The sequence below is a fragment of the Bacillus sp. 2175 genome, from assembly GCF_057812155.1.
The window spans coordinates 4,572,255-4,590,594 of record NZ_CM173819.1 but is presented as its reverse complement, the minus strand read 5'-3'; the positions used below and the strand labels follow the sequence as shown (position 1 = coordinate 4,590,594).

At 38.3% G+C, this 18,340-nt stretch carries 16 protein-coding genes; 10 read left to right on the top strand and 6 right to left on the bottom strand.

The features are described from left to right. The first annotated feature begins 17 nt into the window (after nt 1-17). From glgD to glgP, 3 genes are all read left to right on the top strand, one after another. Nucleotides 18-1,052 (top strand): glucose-1-phosphate adenylyltransferase subunit GlgD, encoded by a 1,035-nt coding sequence (gene glgD, locus ACXKY9_RS23830; RefSeq protein WP_000504161.1) that lies wholly within the window; start codon nt 18-20, stop codon nt 1,050-1,052. 114 nt (nt 1,053-1,166) lie between these two features. Further along, on the top strand, nt 1,167-2,597 hold the full coding sequence (gene glgA, locus ACXKY9_RS23825; RefSeq protein ID WP_023901191.1) for a glycogen synthase GlgA: 1,431 nt from the start codon (nt 1,167-1,169) through the stop codon (nt 2,595-2,597). A gap of 18 nt (nt 2,598-2,615) precedes the next feature. After that, complete coding sequence (glgP, locus tag ACXKY9_RS23820) at nt 2,616-5,024, top strand: glycogen phosphorylase (RefSeq protein ID WP_000494096.1); 2,409 nt, start codon at nt 2,616-2,618, stop codon at nt 5,022-5,024. 103 nt (nt 5,025-5,127) lie between these two features. Here the strand turns inward: glgP and ACXKY9_RS23815 are convergent, their stop codons facing one another. Next, on the bottom strand, nt 5,128-5,262 hold the full coding sequence (locus ACXKY9_RS23815; protein WP_000911065.1) for a hypothetical protein: 135 nt from the start codon (nt 5,260-5,262) through the stop codon (nt 5,128-5,130). A 76-nt stretch (nt 5,263-5,338) separates the two neighbouring features. After that, on the bottom strand, nt 5,339-6,061 hold the full coding sequence (locus ACXKY9_RS23810; RefSeq protein WP_001260134.1) for a lipase family protein: 723 nt from the start codon (nt 6,059-6,061) through the stop codon (nt 5,339-5,341). 265 nt (nt 6,062-6,326) lie between these two features. Between ACXKY9_RS23810 and ACXKY9_RS23805 the strand changes: the two genes are divergently transcribed. Then, on the top strand, nt 6,327-6,644 hold the full coding sequence (locus ACXKY9_RS23805) for a hypothetical protein (protein ID WP_167541651.1): 318 nt from the start codon (nt 6,327-6,329) through the stop codon (nt 6,642-6,644). Between the two features lie 231 nt (nt 6,645-6,875). Here the strand turns inward: ACXKY9_RS23805 and ACXKY9_RS23800 are convergent, their stop codons facing one another. Beyond that, the gene (locus ACXKY9_RS23800) at nt 6,876-8,312 is read right to left on the bottom strand and encodes an IS4-like element IS231C family transposase (RefSeq protein WP_001053969.1); all 1,437 of its coding nucleotides are present in this window, start codon (nt 8,310-8,312) and stop codon (nt 6,876-6,878) included. Between the two features lie 117 nt (nt 8,313-8,429). Beyond that, nucleotides 8,430-9,212: a TIGR00266 family protein gene (locus ACXKY9_RS23795; RefSeq protein ID WP_001147834.1), complete on the bottom strand. Its 783-nt coding sequence runs from the start codon at nt 9,210-9,212 to the stop codon at nt 8,430-8,432. Between the two features lie 391 nt (nt 9,213-9,603). Here ACXKY9_RS23795 and cspD point away from each other — a divergent pair, with 391 nt between their 5' ends. Further along, nucleotides 9,604-9,804, top strand: a complete 201-nt coding sequence (cspD, locus tag ACXKY9_RS23790) for a cold-shock protein CspD (RefSeq protein WP_001193054.1) — start codon at nt 9,604-9,606, stop codon at nt 9,802-9,804. A gap of 45 nt (nt 9,805-9,849) precedes the next feature. Here cspD and ACXKY9_RS23785 read toward each other — a convergent pair whose 3' ends face one another. Beyond that, nucleotides 9,850-10,581 (bottom strand): yteA family sporulation protein, encoded by a 732-nt coding sequence (locus ACXKY9_RS23785; RefSeq protein WP_000957364.1) that lies wholly within the window; start codon nt 10,579-10,581, stop codon nt 9,850-9,852. Nucleotides 10,582-10,690: 109 nt separating this feature from the next. Continuing rightward, nucleotides 10,691-11,644 (bottom strand): 1,4-dihydroxy-2-naphthoate polyprenyltransferase, encoded by a 954-nt coding sequence (locus tag ACXKY9_RS23780; RefSeq protein WP_000425740.1) that lies wholly within the window; start codon nt 11,642-11,644, stop codon nt 10,691-10,693. A 194-nt stretch (nt 11,645-11,838) separates the two neighbouring features. Between ACXKY9_RS23780 and ACXKY9_RS23775 the strand changes: the two genes are divergently transcribed. The 5 genes from ACXKY9_RS23775 to ACXKY9_RS23755 all read left to right on the top strand — a co-directional run bounded on the left by ACXKY9_RS23775 (nt 11,839) and on the right by ACXKY9_RS23755 (nt 18,333). Further along, nucleotides 11,839-13,233, top strand: coding sequence for an isochorismate synthase (locus tag ACXKY9_RS23775; protein ID WP_000616748.1), 1,395 nt, complete (start codon nt 11,839-11,841; stop codon nt 13,231-13,233). After that, nucleotides 13,230-14,984 carry a 2-succinyl-5-enolpyruvyl-6-hydroxy-3-cyclohexene-1-carboxylic-acid synthase gene (menD, locus tag ACXKY9_RS23770; protein ID WP_001059214.1) on the top strand — a complete coding sequence of 585 codons (1,755 nt, stop codon included), beginning with the start codon at nt 13,230-13,232 and terminating at the stop codon, nt 14,982-14,984. The genes ACXKY9_RS23775 and menD overlap by 4 nt, the downstream gene beginning before the upstream one ends. Beyond that, nucleotides 14,981-15,793: a 2-succinyl-6-hydroxy-2,4-cyclohexadiene-1-carboxylate synthase gene (gene menH / locus ACXKY9_RS23765; protein ID WP_000869215.1), complete on the top strand. Its 813-nt coding sequence runs from the start codon at nt 14,981-14,983 to the stop codon at nt 15,791-15,793. The genes menD and menH overlap by 4 nt, the downstream gene beginning before the upstream one ends. A 69-nt stretch (nt 15,794-15,862) precedes the next feature. Next, nucleotides 15,863-16,681, top strand: coding sequence for a 1,4-dihydroxy-2-naphthoyl-CoA synthase (menB, locus tag ACXKY9_RS23760; RefSeq protein WP_000963884.1), 819 nt, complete (start codon nt 15,863-15,865; stop codon nt 16,679-16,681). 167 nt (nt 16,682-16,848) lie between these two features. After that, nucleotides 16,849-18,333, top strand: coding sequence for an o-succinylbenzoate--CoA ligase (locus ACXKY9_RS23755; RefSeq protein WP_000449561.1), 1,485 nt, complete (start codon nt 16,849-16,851; stop codon nt 18,331-18,333). Nucleotides 18,334-18,340: the final 7 nt, after the last annotated feature.

The following is an 18,340-nucleotide window of genomic DNA, read 5'->3' as shown; positions in this document are numbered from 1 at the left end:
AAAGGGGGATGAAATGAATGGGAGAAAAAATGTTAGGAATTATTAATGCAACGGGAAGTTTTCCTTCCTTAAAGAAAGTAACAGGGCATCGTTCACTAGCGGCGTTACCGTTTGGGGGCCGTTATCGACTCATTGATTTCATGCTTTCAAATATGGTGAATTCTAGTATTCATAGTGTGGCAGTTTTTACAAGCCATAAAAATCGTTCGTTAATGGACCATGTTGGTTCAGGAAAACAGTGGGATTTAGATAGAAAACGAGACGGACTATTTTTATTCCCGCCAAACTGCCAATGTGACCAAGATGAATTTGGGTCTTTTGCACACTTTAGAAGACATATTGATTATTTTCTAAGAAGCAGAGAAGAGTACGTTGTTATTACGAATAGCCATCTCGTAACAGCATTAAATTTTCAAGCGGTGTTAGAGCGACATATACATACGGCAGCTGATATTACGGAAGTTTGCCATGAAGGGGTTTCACTTCAAACATATGTGTTAAAGAAACAATTATTGTTAGACTTATTTGAGTCATATAAAGATCTGGAACAATACAGTTTATTTGATGTAGTGAGAGAAAAGCGCGGGAAATCATTACACATTGCTACATATGAACATACTGGATATGTAGCAATTATTGACTCGATTGAAAGTTACTATAAACATAGCTTAGAAATTTTGCAACCTGCTATTTGGAAGCAATTATTTAAGAAAGAAGCACCGATCTTTACGAAAGTAAAAGATGAGCCACCAACTCGTTATTTAAAGGGTGCAGTCGTGAAAAATACAATGATTGCAAACGGTAGTATTATTGAAGGGGAAGTCGAAAACAGTGTTGTTTCTCGTTCAGTTAAAATTGGAAAAGGTTCAATTATTCGTAACAGTATTATTATGCAAAAGAGCCAAATTGGAGATAACTGTATAATAGATGGTGTTATTATTGATAAAGATGTGAAAATTGGTGACGGTGTCGTATTAAAAGGAAACGCCGATGGGCCGTATGTTGTAGAAAAAGGAAGCGTACAAAACAGTACGATTAATAGTTATTCTTAAAAGAATCAGTGGGGGCTTTTTCCTCCACTGATTAAAGTTTTAATTCAAATGAAAACTCGAAGGGAGGAAGCTGCAAGAGGAGTAATAAAAACTTTTCGCGCAGTGGGACAACAAGTGAATATTTTATTTGCAGTATCAGAATGTGTACCGTTTGTGAAATCGGGAGGATTAGCTGATGTAGCGGGTGCGCTCCCAAAAGAGCTGAAAAAATTAGGAGTGGACGTTCGTATTATACTTCCGAATTATAGCCTCATTCCGCAAAAGTTAAGAGATGGATGTACGTTACATAAAGTAATTAACGTCCCGCTTGGGTGGAGAAATCAATATTGTGGAATTTTAAAAGGTGAGCAAGACGGAATTACGTATTACTTAATAGATAATGAATATTATTTTAAGAGAGATTCTCTGTATGGTCATTATGATGACGGAGAGCGTTTTTCTTATTTCTCAAAAGCGGTGTTAGAGTGTATTCCGCACCTTGATTTTGAAGTGGATGTTCTTCATAGCCACGATTGGCATACGGCTATGGTTAATTTCTTACTTCGTGAAAAGTATCAAGATAACCCGTTATATGAGCGTATTAAAACGGTATATACAATTCATAACTTACAGTTCCAAGGTGTATTTCCTCCTGAAGTAATGTACGACTTGTTAGAACTTGGTGATGAATATTTCCACAGTGAGCAGTTAGAGTTTTATGGGAATGTGAACTTTATGAAGGGCGGTATTATCGCTTCGGATCAAATTACAGCGGTGAGCCCGACATATAAAGAAGAAATTCAATATGAATTTTTCGGTGAGAAGTTAGATGGATTACTGCGAAAATATAATGATAAGCTTAGCGGCATTGTAAATGGTATTGATACGAGCGTATATAATCCAGAAACGGATTCGTATATTAAGGCTCAGTATGATGCAGAGTCATTATATGAAAAGAGTGAAAATAAACGCGCCTTGCAGCGTTATTTTGGTTTGCCAGAAAAAGAGGATACACCAATTATTTCAATGGTAACGAGATTAACGAAGCAAAAAGGTCTTGATTTAGTACGTACTGTATTCCGCGAAATAATGGAAGAAGATGTACAATGTATTATTTTAGGATCAGGTGATTCGGAATATGAGCAATTCTTTGAATGGATGGCATATGAGTATCCGGAGAAGGTAAAAGTTTATATCGGATTTAATGAAGAATTAGCTCATCAAGTGTATGCAGGAAGTGATTTATTCTTAATGCCATCGCTGTTTGAACCGTGTGGACTTGGACAACTTATCGCATTAGCATACGGTACGATTCCAATTGTAAGAGAAACAGGTGGATTAAACGATACGGTACATTCTTATGATGAAGAAACTGGAGAAGGAAATGGTTTTAGTTTCACGAATTTTAATGCACATGACATGCTGCATACGATTCATCGTGCAATTGAATTCTATCACGATAAACCGGTATGGGAGCAGCTTGTAAAACAAGCGATGACTGAAGATTATAGCTGGGAGCAATCGGCTCTTGCTTATAAGGAATTGTATAAAAGTCTCATGGAATAACATGTAGGTGGTGAAAAAATGTTTACTCATGTTGAAAGTTTTAAATCAACTTTTCTAGAAAAGTTAGAGACGATGTATGGTAAAAGTTTTAAAGATTCTACAACTCGTGATCAATATAATACACTCGGCCATATGGTACGTGAGTATATGAATAGTCAATGGATTGCAACGAATGAGAGTTATCGATCCGGAGAGCAAAAGCAAATGTATTACTTGTCTATTGAGTTTTTGCTTGGACGTTTGCTTGGAAGTAACATCTTGAATTTAGGTATTAGAGATGTATGCGAGCAAGGGTTATCTGAACTAGGGATTTCGTTACAAGAGTTAGAAGAAGTGGAAGCAGATGCAGGCCTTGGTAATGGTGGGCTTGGACGCTTAGCAGCCTGTTTTCTCGATTCACTTGCATCTTTAAACTTGCCAGGACACGGCTGTGGAATTCGTTATAAACATGGTTTGTTTGATCAGAAAATTGTTGATGGTTATCAAGTCGAATTTCCAGAACAGTGGCTTCTTCATGAAAACGTATGGGAAGTAAGAAGGCATGATCAAGCTGTAGAAGTAAGTTATTTCGGCAATGTTGAACCGCTAGAAATTGACGGGCGTTTAGAGTTTAGGCATACAAATGCAGAAGTCATTATGGCCGTGCCATATGATGTGCCGGTAGTTGGCTATGAGACGAGTACTGTAAATACACTTAGACTTTGGAATGCTGAACCAGTTCCTTTCCCGCAAAACTGCAAAGATATTTTGAAATATAAGCGTGAAACAGAGGCTGTATCGGAGTTTTTATATCCAGATGATACGCATGATGAGGGAAAAATACTTCGTTTAAAACAACAGTATTTCCTCGTATCAGCAAGTTTGCAAAATATCGTTCGAATGCATAGAGAAAGATATGGTGACCTTCGTCAACTACATGAAAAAATTGCGATCCACATTAACGATACACATCCGGTTTTAGCAATTCCGGAACTGATGCGTATTTTACTAGACGAAGAAAAGTTAGCATGGGAAGAAGCTTGGCACATAACGACGCAGACGATTTCTTATACGAATCATACGACGTTATCAGAAGCGCTCGAAAAGTGGCCAATTCACATTTTTAAACCGTTATTACCGAGAATTTATATGATTATTGAAGAGATTAATGAACGTTTCTGTCATGAACTGTGGGAACAGTATCCGTATGAGTGGGATCGTATTGAAGCAATGGCGATTATTGCACATGACCTTGTGAAAATGGCTCATTTAGCGATTGTCGGTAGCCATAGCGTAAACGGTGTAGCGAAAATTCATACGGAAATATTAAAGCAGCGGGAAATGCGATTGTTTTATGAATTTTATCCAGATAAGTTTAATAATAAGACGAATGGAATTGCTCATAGGCGCTGGCTTATGAAAGCAAATCCACAGTTAACAAATCTCATTTCAGAGGCGATTGGAACAGAGTGGAAGAAAGAACCGATTAAGCTTCAAGAGCTACAATTAGTTCAATATGATGCGAGTTTCCAAGAGAAATTTGCAGAGGTAAAACAAGAGCGTAAAGAGATTTTAGCGGAGCGTATTCATAATACAATGGGGATTACCATTGATCCAAATTCTATTTTTGATGTGCAAGTGAAAAGATTACATGCTTACAAACGACAATTATTAAATGTTCTTCATATTTTATATTTGTATAACCGTTTGAAAGAGGATGCTAGTTTTACATTTTATCCGCGTACTTTTATTTTTGGAGCGAAAGCATCACCTGGCTATTATTACGCGAAAAAAATTATTAAATTAATAAATGAACTCGCAAGAAAAGTAAATAATGACCCGTATGTCAGTCAATATATGAAAGTTATCTTTCTAGAAAACTATCGAGTTTCTTTAGCAGAAGATATATTCCCGGCAGCGGATGTAAGTGAACAAATTTCAACGGCGAGTAAAGAAGCATCGGGAACAGGTAATATGAAATTTATGATGAATGGTGCGATTACACTCGGAACGCTAGACGGTGCTAACGTTGAAATAAAAGACCGGGTCGGTGATGATAACTGTTTCATTTTCGGTTTAACAGCCGAAGAGGTTCTTCATTACTATCAAAATGGTGGATATCGTGCAAGTGATTATTATCACCACAATGGGCACATTAAAAAGGTAGTAGATCAGTTAACGAATGGTTTCTTTGCACAGTCGGGAGCCGAATTTGAAGCAATTTACGATTCTCTCGTTATTCAAAATGATGAATATTTCGTTCTGCGAGATTTTGGTCCATATGCTGAAAGACAAGAAGCTGTCGGTAGAGCTTATGAGAACCGAACGAAGTGGCTAGAAATGTCGATTTTAAATATTGCACAGTCTGGTCATTTTGCGAGCGATCGAACGATTTTGCAGTACAGTAATGAAATTTGGGGTATTGGTAATGCAGTTAAACAGTTTTAAAGAGGTTGCTATATTGGGAGATATATTATCGATTTACCAACAGAAATGGATATTAATAAATAAAACGTGCTTAATAAAATTAAGCTCGTTTTATTTATTTTGCTTAAGAAAGAAATGGAACAGTGGTATATATGATACCTGCCCCATCATACTCTCCTGTCGCAAAGTATGAAAATGTAAAGAAACCTGTAACCGTAAAAATTACAATAAGGAAAAATGCGAAGATAAATTTTAACATGTAAGGTCCCCTCATCCAAAAATAACTTCATAGATTATTATAGTATACGAATATTTTATTTCCAATTGTTTACTGGTTAAAAATGAGAAGTCAGACATGTTTTGTATGTTGTAATGGAATGATTATTTGTAATGGATTTTGTGTTTTTTGTAAATGTCATGTTGTGATGGACGTGTGCATACTCCCAATCATGATCATTAAAATTTATGTTTCGGGGAGGGAGAAGTGGGACGACATCGAATAAGTTGACGAAACGAAAGCTACTAGCTACTTGTAGTTTATAATAATTTCGAAAAGCGATATCTCCTACTTTTGGAGAAGCGAATGTATAAAGTCCATACTGTGCGAAGGCAGTATTTATACGTGCATCTAATATGTGTAATGTGGCAAGCGCGCCACCTAGACTATGCCCAGTAGCTAGCAGTTTTTTATGTGCTGGCAATGATACGAGCATATCCATAATAGAATCACGACAAGACTCATAAATAGAGAGAAAACCGTTATGGACATTTCCGCCATTTAAAGCATAAGGATAAGGTTTTTGATTGACGAGAGAATCAATAATCCAATCTGGATCTGTTTGAGTGCCTCTGAAGGCAACGATAATTGTATCCTCAGATTCTAATATAAATCCGAACCATTCTGTTGTTTGAATGGCCTTTCCTTGAAAACCTTGTACATATTGAAAACCATCTGGTATTTCGAAAATACCATTTTGTTTATATTGTTCATACGTTAACTCACAACAAGAAGCTAACAGTATGGCAGTTTCTTTATCAAAGGATAAAGGAGTACGCATTAAGGTAGCCCTCCTTAAGAAAAGGTATAGTTTAATATATGCGGTGAGGAACTTGATTCATTCTTTTGGAGGTGGGGAATAGCTTGTATCGCTTACCTAAATCAGTGGAGGAAATTATAATGGCAAAATAAAACAGTGCCTGATAAGGGCACTGTTTACTCTTTTTCATCTCAAGGAATCGACTTTTTTAGTTATTCTTAATGAACTGACGCATGCGTTAGTTGCATAAGTAAGAGGTTTGAAAAAATAGCCTGTATATATTTGAATGATGAATAACTTACCTATTTTCTTGTGTTTGTTTGCGTTACATACAGAAAAAATTCGGAAAATAAAACATATTATTTATCTGTTTGTTTTTGCTTCTTTTTCAAATACTCCGTACGCAATTTTTCAAGTTGCTGCTTTTTATCAAATTTGGCAGGCTTCTGTTTTTCATGGAACTTTGCCACAGCTACCTGACTTTTGGAATCCAATTGATATTTTCCCACTTTGTTCACCTACTTTTCTTGTCTCTAAAGAGAATCTACTCAACAAATATAATATACCTTATTTTCCTGAAGTAAACCTTATTACTTTATTTTAACTGCTTTTTCTCGTTTGTAGACGTAAATTAAAACACCCTTTCACTTTATTACTGCAAGCAAGGGTGTTTTAATTTTATTATTTTATTAGTTGATGGCCATGCCCCATGCCCATCAACTTAAGGATAGAAACTCTACGGTTTTCCATTAATTGAAATGAACAAACTTTTAAACAGTATAATCCTCTTAAAAATGAGCATACGAAATAAACCCTAACGGGTTTCATTTTTTTCTTATGCAGCTTTCTTTTGTTTTCTCAATCCATTATACTCATAGACAACACCCATAATATCAAAGATAGTTTTCTTCTCATATCGATGGGATTTCCGGCCATTTTTCTTTAGTAGGGTAAACAGGCGGATTAAAACCTTTGTTATTATACGGGTGTTTCTCTGTATCGCTTGATATAACAGGGATAGATGATCTTGAATCATCCCAATTGCTTTATATTCGCTTAGTTCTCTTTTGTGCTTTTGCAACAGAAGTTGGCGCATCTTAAACATCGTGGAAGAACATATAAAAATGGCAATGAGTTTTCCATACACATGGCATTCTAATCGCTCTTGTTTGATAGTTTGCCAATGATGAATTTGAAATAGAGATTTCCACGTTTTAAATATGATTTCGATCTGCCAGCGGAGGGAGTAAAAATCATGAATTTGTTCCATCGGAACCACTTCCCAAGGCGTATTCGTAACATATATGTTGATACCCGTTAATCGTTTACTCTTTTCTGAAAATGTAATCCCCTTTTTACTTTCGGTATAGCTTTGTTTTTTTCTACGTTCCAGTATTTGTTCCTCTGTTAATCGGTAGATAATTACTCTTGTAAATAATCTTTGATTCTTGCCAATATACGACTCTTTTATTTCATACGTTTGTCCTGGTTTTAACGTGTGCATAATGTTCTCTAAATCAACTTGGATATACTGTGACTGTTTTTTGATTGTCCCATTTCGAAAGTATTCTGGAAATGGATTTTTCGTATAGACGGTATGGTTTAACTTAAGTCTTGATATATAGCACACGCCACGTTGATCCATTTGATCTAAGTCTTCCAATGAAAAATATCCTAAATCACGAATACACAGATCACCCGGCCGTAAGGTATCTAAGCAATCTGTTCCAAATGTTTTATCATTATTTTTTCCAGGACCTACCTGGAAGTTTAAAAACTGTCCGCTGTGTAAGTCATATTCTAATTGAATCTTGATACCTGCAGTTTGTGCACAACCACCTGACCCAGGATATACATGTGCTAAATGTTTCGGTACTTGGAAAATCGTCGCATCTAAAATACGGATTCGTTGAAAATACGTGAGTGCTGCACTTGAAATGGCTGATGTTTTACAAAGTTTACTTTTCCATAATGCAGAAAAAATATATTTCAAAAATTCAACCGCTTTTTTATCAAAGCGTTTATTGAGTCCTTCTGGACTCATAAGAGTGCCTGTGGCGGCGTGTAATTGACTGCATAGTCGAACGAGAGAATCACTCGCTGTACGTTGACTGACCCAGATACATATGGTAGCTAATTCATTTCCTGAAAACTTTCGTTTTCTTTTTACAAAACCTAATTCTTTAGCGAGTTCTTCCAAAAGAGAAGGGGTTAAATGACGATACAGCTCTTCAGAAAATAGTTGTAATTCATCTTGAATTGAAAGATTCATAAAAAATGTCATCCTTTCTAGCTAGCTTTTTAGAAAGAATAACGTTTTTTGACACTTGGGGGTAGTGCAAATTCTTAAGTTGATGGGCATGTGGCCATGCCCACATAAGGGCACAGTTTACTCTTTCCCATCTAATAAACGACCAAGGCCACCTAATACACTACCTTCGCCAGTACTTTGCGCTGCTGGGCTTGTAAGGCGTGCTGCTAATCGGCTAAGTGTTAAGGACTGAATCCAAACTGTTCCAGGTCCTTCTAACGTTGCGAAGAATAAACCTTCGCCGCCAAATAGAGCTGTTTTTACTTTTCCAACGAACTCGACATCATAGTTAATGTCTTTTGTCATAGCAACGAGACAACCTGTATCAATGCGAAGTTTCTCACCAGGTTTTAATTCACGTTTATATACAGTTCCACCTGCGTGCATGAAAGCAAGACCGTCACCTTCAAGTTTCTGCATGATGAAACCTTCACCGCCGAAGAAACCAGTTCCGATTTTTTTCGTAAACTCGATTCCGATAGAAACGCCTTTTGCAGCACAAAGAAATGCATCTTTTTGACAAACTACTTTTCCTTGATATTCTGTTAAATCTACAGGAATAATTTTACCCGGATAAGGAGCAGCAAAGGATACGTGACGCTTACCGTGACCTGTATTTGTAAATACAGTCATAAACATGCTTTCGCCTGTAACGAGACGCTTACCAGCGCCCATTAATTTTCCGAATAAACCTCCAGATGGGCCAGAACCATCACCGAAGATTGTTTCCATTTCGATGTAATCTTCCATCATCATCATTGCGCCAGCTTCTGCGATAACGCTTTCTTCTGGATCTAACTCAATTTCAACAAACTGCATATCATCGCCGTATAATTTATACTCGATTTCATGTGCTTGCATTTTTTTCACCTCGTATGTAATAGATACTTATATTGTACAGAATTTAATAGGATTAGAATACTTTAGTTTTGTTAATTTTCAAATAAAGTGGAACAAACCAAAACTGATTATCAGCTCCCGCCAATCAAGCTGTCCGCAAATACCGGGCTAAAATATGAATATGGAAATTCAACATTATATTAAAATTATAAAAAAATGGTGGAATGAAAGTGTTCTCATTTGACGTTTTGGATATAGCGTGATATAGTGAAATCACTATTGAGCTACATAATGTGGTACGGAAATAAAGCACGTTGAATTAAAGGCTGTAAGCTTGTTATACATTCATGTCCTTTATATCCACCTTTTCATGTGGATTCATAGTTTCATTTTTATTTAGGAGGTACATGACATGCAAACAGGTAAAGTTAAATGGTTCAACAGCGAAAAAGGTTTCGGTTTCATCGAAGTTGAAGGTGGAGACGATGTATTCGTTCACTTCTCAGCTATCCAAGGTGACGGATTCAAAACTTTAGAAGAAGGTCAAGAAGTTTCTTTCGAAATCGTTGAAGGTAACCGTGGACCACAAGCTGCTAACGTTACAAAAAACTAATTAGCTAGCGATAAAAAGCATTCCGATTTTCGGAATGCTTTTTTTTTATTCTTTGGAACTCGACTCATTTGAAGATAATTCGCCCTTAAAGGTACGCTCTTCAAAGTCATCAAGCATTTGCTCATATTCTTCATGTTCTTCCGTAGCGAAAACTTGCGGATTTTTTCCATACATATCTGTACCAATAAAGTTTTCGAAATCCTCTACGTAGCCTACGTTTTCTTCACTATTTACGTACATGCCATTATAGTTTTTCGAATCTTGTCTTTCTAAATCAGATGGTGTTTCAGATGTTCCGTAATTAGCAACATCTTGCCATGCATCTTCTGCATCATATTCAACAGAACGATCTTCATCATGTTTGTGGAAAGAAGGAGATAACACTTCTTCTTCGACTGGTCGTGTATTCATATTTAGCTTATTTGTCGCGTGCTGGATGCATGTTGTAGCAGTCGGCATTGCTTCTAATCTTTCAAATGGAATTTCTTCGCCAGACACTTCGCAAATGCCGTACGTACCCGCTTCTATTTTTTGCAAGGCATGTTTCGTATCCGCTAGCTGTTTATGCCAAAGTTCAATAAGCCCGAAGTCTTTTTCACGTTCATATAGCTCTGTTGCCATATCAGCTGGATGGTTATCATAGCTAGATAATTCTCCAACAGACTCACGTTCAGATGCACGATCTTCATTTTCGTGTGTTTGTATCGTTTGCTCTAGTTCGTGTTTTTGTTTTTCTAAAACGGATTTAAATTGATTTATTTGTTGTGGAGTTAACATAGTCGTCCACCTTCCTACAATTCAGTTTCTTTACATAGTATGAGCGTTGCGAGTAGGAATTATGAGATGAATTTCAGATATGAAAAAGGAGCCGCATAAGCAGCTCCTTTTATAGAAAGTATCCAAGTAATAATCCGATTCCCATGAGGAGACCGAAGATCGTATTTGTTTTTGCTGTTGCAATCATCGCAGGTACCATTTCCATTGGAATGCTTTTGCCGATAAAGCCTTTCGTCGCTTTAAATGCTTTCGGTGCACTTAAAAATACGATAAGCATCCATGGTGATACGATGCCCACGATAATTAAAGCAATTGTCCAAATGTAGGAAACGATGAACATAGAAGCAAGTACACCAACCGCTCTTTCACGTCCAACGAGAATTGCTAACGTTTTACGACCGTTTTCTTTATCGCCATCTAAGTCACGAATATTATTAGCTAGTAAAATGGCACCAATTAAAATGGAGCTTGGAATAGATAGTAAAATGACTTCTGATGTTACAGTTCCAGTTTGAATAAAGAATGAAATTCCAATAATGATAACACCCATAAATAATCCGGCTGTTAACTCTCCAAATGGTGTATAGGCAATGGGAAGTGGGCCACCCGTGTAAAGGTAAGCAACGGCCATACAAACAAGACCGATTGCAGCAAGCCACCAGCTAGAATTCATACAAATATAAACACCTAATAGTATTGCGATGCCGAAAAATCCAAATGCTAAGTTAAGCACTGTTTTTGGCTGAATGCCATCGCGAACGATAGCGCCGCCGATACCAACTGAACCTTCGTGATCGAGTCCTCTTTTATAATCAAAGTATTCATTAAACATGTTTGTTGCTGCCTGAATGAGAAGACAAGCAAGAAGCATTATAAGGAAAAGAGGGAGATGGATTTGATTTATACCTCCGACCTGCATTGCATAGGCTGTTCCGATGAAAACAGGAACGAAAGCTGCTGTTAATGTATGGGGACGTAGTAAACTCCACCAAATGCGCCAGCCTGTTTGCTTGCTTGGTTTTGGCGCCGTAGGAGAGGAATTCGTTTCGACGTTCATTTCCATGTTGAATCCTCCTTTGGTCACATATTGTACACAACTAAGTGTAGAAAAAGCATCATTTAGTGTCAACGTTTATTTTCTAGGAAGAGAAGGTGAATTTCTCAGAAATGCTAAACGTTGACAGGCCTTTCGTTTGAGGTGTATCTTAAAATCAAGCGTAATTATGACTATTTTTCGCCCATAGGGGGGAGACAATTGTGATTCAAACGAAACAAAAAGGCTTGCAAGAAGTTCTTAGTGCAGCCATTAAGCATGCAACTGATGAAAAAATATTGGTTAGTTTTGTAAAACAAATAGACTGGATGGATCCGCTTCTGTTTTATGCAGCAGGAAAAAGGATTGCATTGGAAAATAGATGTTATTTTGCAGATCCAGCTCAGCATGTAATATTTGCTGGAATTGGCTCTGTTTTCACTATAGCAAATTCTTCTCACAAACGCTTTCAAGCGGCTCGTGACGAGTGGGATAAAGTAAAAGAGAAAGCATTTGTACAAAGAGAAAAATATGAATTTGGAACAGGTCCTCTTTTATTTGGTGGATTTTCATTTGACCAAGAAAAAGAGAAAACGGACTTATGGAAAGAATTCGATGATACGACATTTTCACTACCAGCATTTTTATTAACTGTAAAAAATGAAAAAGCATGGTTAACGATGAATACATTCGTTTCAGCAACAGATTGTGCAGAAACTCTTTATAACGAAATTGTTTCTTTAGAAGAGAAAATTTTTGGGGAGAGTAAATGTGCATTAGAAGGATTGAAATTAACAGTTACTTCTAAAGTGGAAGTGGATCCGAAAGGCTGGATGAAAGCCATTAAGAAAGTGCAAGATGAGATGAAGCAGGGTAACGTGCAGAAGGTTGTATTAGCGAGGGAGCTAAAAGTAGAAATGGATCATCATATTGATTCTGCTCTTGTTTTAGAAGCACTTCGCATTGGGCAACCGGATTGTTACGTATTTTCTTTTGATTATAAAGGAGCATGCTTCTTAGGAGCGACGCCAGAGAGGTTAATTCGTAAAGAAGATGAGAAGTTTACTTCGATGTGTCTTGCTGGTTCAACTGGTCATGGTCAATCTATAGAAGAAAGTAAGCGAAATAGTAATGCGCTTCTTCATGATGAAAAGAATTTAGCTGAACACGGTTATGTTGTGAACATGATCAGGTCGGTATTAAATGAGCACTGCGAATACGTTAATATTCCGGAGAGTCCAGGTCTATTAACAACGAAAAACTTAATTCATTTATATACGCCTGTAGAGGCAAAAGGCACTGCGAGTCTTTTAACGATGGTAGAAGAATTACATCCAACACCAGCTCTTGGCGGGACACCTCGTTTGGAAGCGATGAAACTGATTCGTGATGTTGAATTGTTAGACAGAGGATTATATGGTGCACCGATTGGCTGGATAGATGATGAAGGAAATGGTGAATTTGCGGTTGCACTTCGCTGCGGATTATTAAATGGCGAGAAAGCATCCTTATTTGCCGGTTGCGGGATTGTAATTGATTCAGTACCGCAACTTGAATATGAAGAGACAAGTTTGAAGTTTAGACCGATGCTTGGTGCTTTGGAGGAATTAATGAAATGAACAATCATATAGAAGCATTATCATATTATTTAGGCGCGTTCGTGGATGAACTGACGCGTCTAAATGTATGTGATGTTGTCATTAGTCCAGGCTCACGGTCAACGCCGATTGCTCTACTAATGGAACAACACGAAGGAATGAACACATATTTACATGTAGATGAAAGATCTGCAGGATTTTTTGCGCTCGGTATCGCAAAAGCGAAAAAACGTCCGGTTGCATTATTATGTACGTCAGGAACGGCAGCAGCGAACTACTATCCAGCTGTATGTGAAGCTTTCCATTCACGAGTGCCGCTTATCGTCTTAACAGCAGATAGACCGCATGAATTAAGAGATGTCGGTGCACCACAAGCGATGAATCAATTTAATTTATACGGTACGTTTGTGAAGCAATTTACAGAGATGGCACTTCCAGAAGCGAGTGAAGCGATGTACCACTACGCTCGCATGACAACGCAGCGCATGATAGCAAGTGCTTGTTTAGCGCCGCAAGGACCTGTTCATCTTAATTTTCCAGTTCGTGAACCGCTTATCCCGGACTTTTCATTAGAAAGTTTATGGGATAAAGGACGCGGGGAATATACAGAAGTAGTTCAGCAAGGGAACGTGGTGATGCCGAGTGAATATGTAGATTCTCTTGTAGGGCGCCTTTCACATATGGAAAAGGGGCTTATTATTTGTGGAGATGATAGTCATTCAGAAATCGCAACGTTTGCAACGCAACTAGCTGAAAAAACGGGATACCCAATATTAGCAGACCCACTTTCTAATATTCGTAGCGGACACCACGATAAAACGATGGTAATCGACTGTTATGATACATTTTTACGAAATGAATTGTTAAAAGAGACGTGGAAGCCGGACGTTTTAATTCGTTTTGGTGGTATGCCTGTTTCGAAAGCATTAACGCAGTTCATTAAAAAACAAACGAAAGCTGTTCATATCGTTGTTGACGAATCTGGACAATGGAGAGATCCAGCTCTTGTTGCGACAGAAGTTGTACAGGCAAGTGATATTGCATTTTGCAGTACATTAATAGAAAAAATGCCAGTTATGAAAAAGAATGATTGGTCCCAAATGTGGCAACATATAAACGAAAAAACGAAGGAAACGCTTCGTGAAATGGAAACATATGAAACTGCATTTGAAGGAAAAGTCATTACAGATATTGTACGCGTATTACCAGAAGGAGCAACGTTATTTGCGAGTAATAGTATGCCAATTCGTGATACAGATTCATTCTTCTTCACATCAGATAAAAATATTCAAGTGATGGCAAACCGCGGTGTAAATGGGATTGATGGCATCATTTCGACAGCTTTAGGAGCGAGCATGATTTGCGATCCGCTCGTATTAGTCATCGGTGACTTATCATTCTATCACGATTTAAATGGACTATTAGCTGCAAAATTACATGAATTAAATATAACGATTGTCGTTGTAAATAATGATGGTGGGGGTATTTTCTCATTCTTACCACAATATGAGAAAAAGGAACACTTCGAATCGTTATTTGGAACGCCGATTGGGCTTGACTATGAGCATGTTGTTAAAATGTACGGTGGTTCATTTAGCCGTGTAAATGGTTGGGAGCAATTCCGGGAGGAAGTACAAAAGGGAGCAACGACAGAAGGTTTACACGTTGTAGAAATTTGTACGAACCGTGATGAAAACTTAACGTTGCACCGTACGTTATGGGCAAAAACACAGGACGTAATTACTACATCATTGCAAGGTGAATCAAAATGAAAGTAACGCTGCAAGGTGTATCGTATGAATATGAAGTAGTCGGAAGCGGGGAACCACTTCTACTTCTTCATGGTTTTACGGGAAGCATGGAAACGTGGCGTTCTTTTATCTCTTCATGGAGTGGGCAGTTTCAAGTTATTGTAGTGGATCTTGTTGGACACGGAAAGACCGAGAGTCCTGAAGATGTTGCGCATTATGACATTCGAAATGTGGCATTGCAAATGAAAGAACTATTAGATTACCTTCATATTGAAAAAGCACATATACTTGGCTATTCAATGGGCGGTAGACTGGCGATTACGATGGCGTGTCTATATCCAGAATATGTACGTTCTCTTTTATTAGAAAATTGTACAGCTGGACTCAAAAGTGAAGATGAGCGAAAAGAACGCTGTGAAAAAGATGAGCGACTTGCCGATAAAATTGAGCGAGAAGGCATAGAAAGTTTTGTATCGATGTGGGAAAATATTCCGCTGTTTGAAACGCAAAAACGTTTAGCAAAAAACGTACAAGAAGCGGTGCGAAAAGAACGACTTGCTAACAATCCAAAAGGACTTGCAAATAGCTTGCGCGGCATGGGAACAGGGGCTCAGCCTTCATGGTGGGATGAGCTACACAACTTGAAAATGCCTGTTCTTTTAATGAACGGAGAGCATGATGAAAAGTTCTTTCGCATATTAAAAAACATCGAAAAATGCGTCTCTGACGCGAAATTTGTCAAAATTGATGGTGCTGGCCATGCAATTCATGTGGAACAACCGGAAAAGTTTGATACAATAGTAAAGGGATTTCTAAAAACTATGCAGTGATGCTTTTTTCAGTTAAGAATGAAGTTACACTTATAGATGAGATCAGAAATATACAAGGAGGTAGTTGTAATGGCTATTGAATGGGTAAAAGAAGGCAATTACGAAGATATTATTTATTCAACATACAATGGTATCGCAAAAATTTCGATTAACCGTCCTGAAGTACATAACGCATTCCGTCCAAAAACGGTAATGGAGTTAATCGACGCTTTTGCACAAGCTCGTGATGATGCAAATGTTGGCGTTATCATTTTAACAGGTGAAGGTGGACGTGCATTCTGTTCTGGCGGCGACCAAAAAGTTCGTGGTCATGGTGGATATGTAGGTGACGACCAAATCCCACGTCTAAACGTATTAGACTTACAACGTCTAATTCGTGCAATTCCTAAACCAGTTATCGCAATGGTAGCAGGTTATGCAATCGGTGGAGGACACGTACTTCATATCGTATGTGACTTAACAATCGCTGCAGACAACGCTGTATTCGGACAAACAGGTCCTAAAGTAGGAAGCTTTGACGGTGGATACGGAGCTGGTTACTTAGCTCGTATGGTAGGCCACAAGAAAGCTCGCGAAATTTGGTACCTATGCCGTCAATACAGTGCTGGGGAAGCGCTTGATATGGGCTTAGTAAATACAGTAGTACCATTAGAACAACTTGAAGCAGAAACAGTACAATGGGCACAAGAGATCTTAGCAAACAGCCCAATGGCACTTCGTTTCCTAAAAGCTGCATTCAACGCAGACACAGACGGTCTAGCTGGTATTCAACAACTAGCTGGAGATGCAACGTTATTGTACTACACAACTGACGAAGCAAAAGAAGGTCGCGACGCATTCAAAGAAAAACGCAGTCCGGACTTCGGTCAATTCCCTCGTTTCCCTTGATCAAATCAAAAGCGGAGCCGACTGTTTAGCCCCGTTGACTAAGGTTCTTAGACGGAAGCGGCTCGCCCACAAAGTGAGTCGCAACCAAATGATCAAACCGGAAACAAAACAACTAAGAGACTTGATGTCACATCAAGTCTCTTTCTTTCATGAAAGGAGAATGTATGATGGAGACGATGCCAAATTGGTTAAAGCAACGTGCATTTTTAACACCAGATCGTACTGCAATTGAAATAGAGGAAAAGGAAGTTACTTTTATGCAGCTGCATGAAAAGGTAGTATCTGTTTGTGAACACCTCACGCATGTAGGAGTGAAGCGAGGGGAAAAGGTGGCTGTTCTGATGAAAAATGGTATGGAGATGATTACAGTTATTCACGCCCTATCGTACGTAGGAGCAGTAGCTGTGCTTTTAAATACGCGTCTTTCAAGAGAAGAGCTACTTTGGCAAATGGATGATGCTGAAGTTATTTGTTTAGTGACCGATCAAGAATTTGATGCTAAAGATGTTCCTGTCTATTCATTCGCCGAAGTGATGAATGGACCAAAAGAGGAAGCCTCTATACAAGAAGAATTCTCTTTAGAAGAAGCGATGACGATTATTTATACGTCAGGGACGACAGGGAAACCGAAAGGCGTTATTTTAACATATGGAAATCACTGGGCCAGCGCGGTTGGCTCTTCGCTTAATTTAGGACTTCGTGATGATGATTGCTGGTTAGCGTGTATGCCGATGTTCCATGTTGGCGGGTTATCTCTTCTAATGAAAAATATTATGTACGGCATGCGCATTTTACTCGTTCCGAAATATGATGCTGATTTTATTCATACAGCACTTCAAACGAGAGGCGTAACGATTATTTCAGTCGTATCAAAAATGTTAACTGATTTATTAGAGAGACTTGGAGAAGAAACATATCCTTCTTCTTTACGATGTATGTTACTTGGCGGAGGACCAGCGCCAAAACCGTTACTCGAAACATGTGTAGATAAAGGAATTCCTGTGTATCAAACGTACGGTATGACAGAAACGTCTTCGCAAATTTGTACGTTGTCCGCAGATTACATGTTAACGAAAGTAGGATCAGCTGGAAAGCCACTATTTCAGTGCCAACTTCGTATTGAAAAAGACGGCGTAGTAGTGCCGCCACATGCGGAAGGCGAAATTGTAGTAAAAGGGCCGAACGTAACAGGCGGTTATTTTAACCGTGAAGATGCGACGCGTGAGACAATTCAAAACGGATGGCTTCATACTGGCGACCTCGGTTATTTAGATGAAGAAGGATTTTTATACGTATTAGATCGCCGCAGTGATTTAATTATTTCTGGCGGAGAGAATATATATCCGGCTCAAATTGAAGAAGTGTTGCTGTCCCATCCAGCGATAGCGGAAGCTGGTGTTGTAGGTATGACTGATGATAAATGGGGACAAGTACCCGCTGCTTTTGTTGTGAAAAGCGGGGCGGTAACAGAAGAAGAAATTCTTCACTTTTGCGAGGAGAAATTAGCGAAATATAAAGTGCCGAAGAAAGCATGTTTCTTAGAGGAATTACCACGTAACGCTTCGAAAAAATTGTTAAGACGAGAGTTAAGAGAATTAGTGGAGGAGAAAGAAACAGTAAACAAAAACATAGACAAAAGTAGGCATATATAATAAAAAG

Excerpts from the sequence above, each read along its gene's own strand:
- ACXKY9_RS23800 (WP_001053969.1), bottom strand. The coding sequence starts at position 8,312 with ATGAATCTTTCAATTCAAGATGAATTACAACTATTTTCTGAAGAGCTG.
- ACXKY9_RS23755 (WP_000449561.1), top strand. The coding sequence starts at position 16,849 with ATGGAGACGATGCCAAATTGGTTAAAGCAACGTGCATTTTTAACACCA.
- menH (WP_000869215.1), top strand. The coding sequence starts at position 14,981 with ATGAAAGTAACGCTGCAAGGTGTATCGTATGAATATGAAGTAGTCGGA.
- glgP (WP_000494096.1), top strand. The coding sequence starts at position 2,616 with ATGTTTACTCATGTTGAAAGTTTTAAATCAACTTTTCTAGAAAAGTTA.
- ACXKY9_RS23780 (WP_000425740.1), bottom strand. The coding sequence starts at position 11,644 with ATGGAAATGAACGTCGAAACGAATTCCTCTCCTACGGCGCCAAAACCA.
- menB (WP_000963884.1), top strand. The coding sequence starts at position 15,863 with ATGGCTATTGAATGGGTAAAAGAAGGCAATTACGAAGATATTATTTAT.
- ACXKY9_RS23815 (WP_000911065.1), bottom strand. The coding sequence starts at position 5,262 with ATGTTAAAATTTATCTTCGCATTTTTCCTTATTGTAATTTTTACGGTT.
- ACXKY9_RS23810 (WP_001260134.1), bottom strand. The coding sequence starts at position 6,061 with ATGCGTACTCCTTTATCCTTTGATAAAGAAACTGCCATACTGTTAGCT.
- ACXKY9_RS23795 (WP_001147834.1), bottom strand. The coding sequence starts at position 9,212 with ATGCAAGCACATGAAATCGAGTATAAATTATACGGCGATGATATGCAG.
- menD (WP_001059214.1), top strand. The coding sequence starts at position 13,230 with ATGAACAATCATATAGAAGCATTATCATATTATTTAGGCGCGTTCGTG.
- glgD (WP_000504161.1), top strand. The coding sequence starts at position 18 with ATGGGAGAAAAAATGTTAGGAATTATTAATGCAACGGGAAGTTTTCCT.
- ACXKY9_RS23785 (WP_000957364.1), bottom strand. The coding sequence starts at position 10,581 with ATGTTAACTCCACAACAAATAAATCAATTTAAATCCGTTTTAGAAAAA.
- cspD (WP_001193054.1), top strand. The coding sequence starts at position 9,604 with ATGCAAACAGGTAAAGTTAAATGGTTCAACAGCGAAAAAGGTTTCGGT.
- ACXKY9_RS23805 (WP_167541651.1), top strand. The coding sequence starts at position 6,327 with ATGATGAATAACTTACCTATTTTCTTGTGTTTGTTTGCGTTACATACA.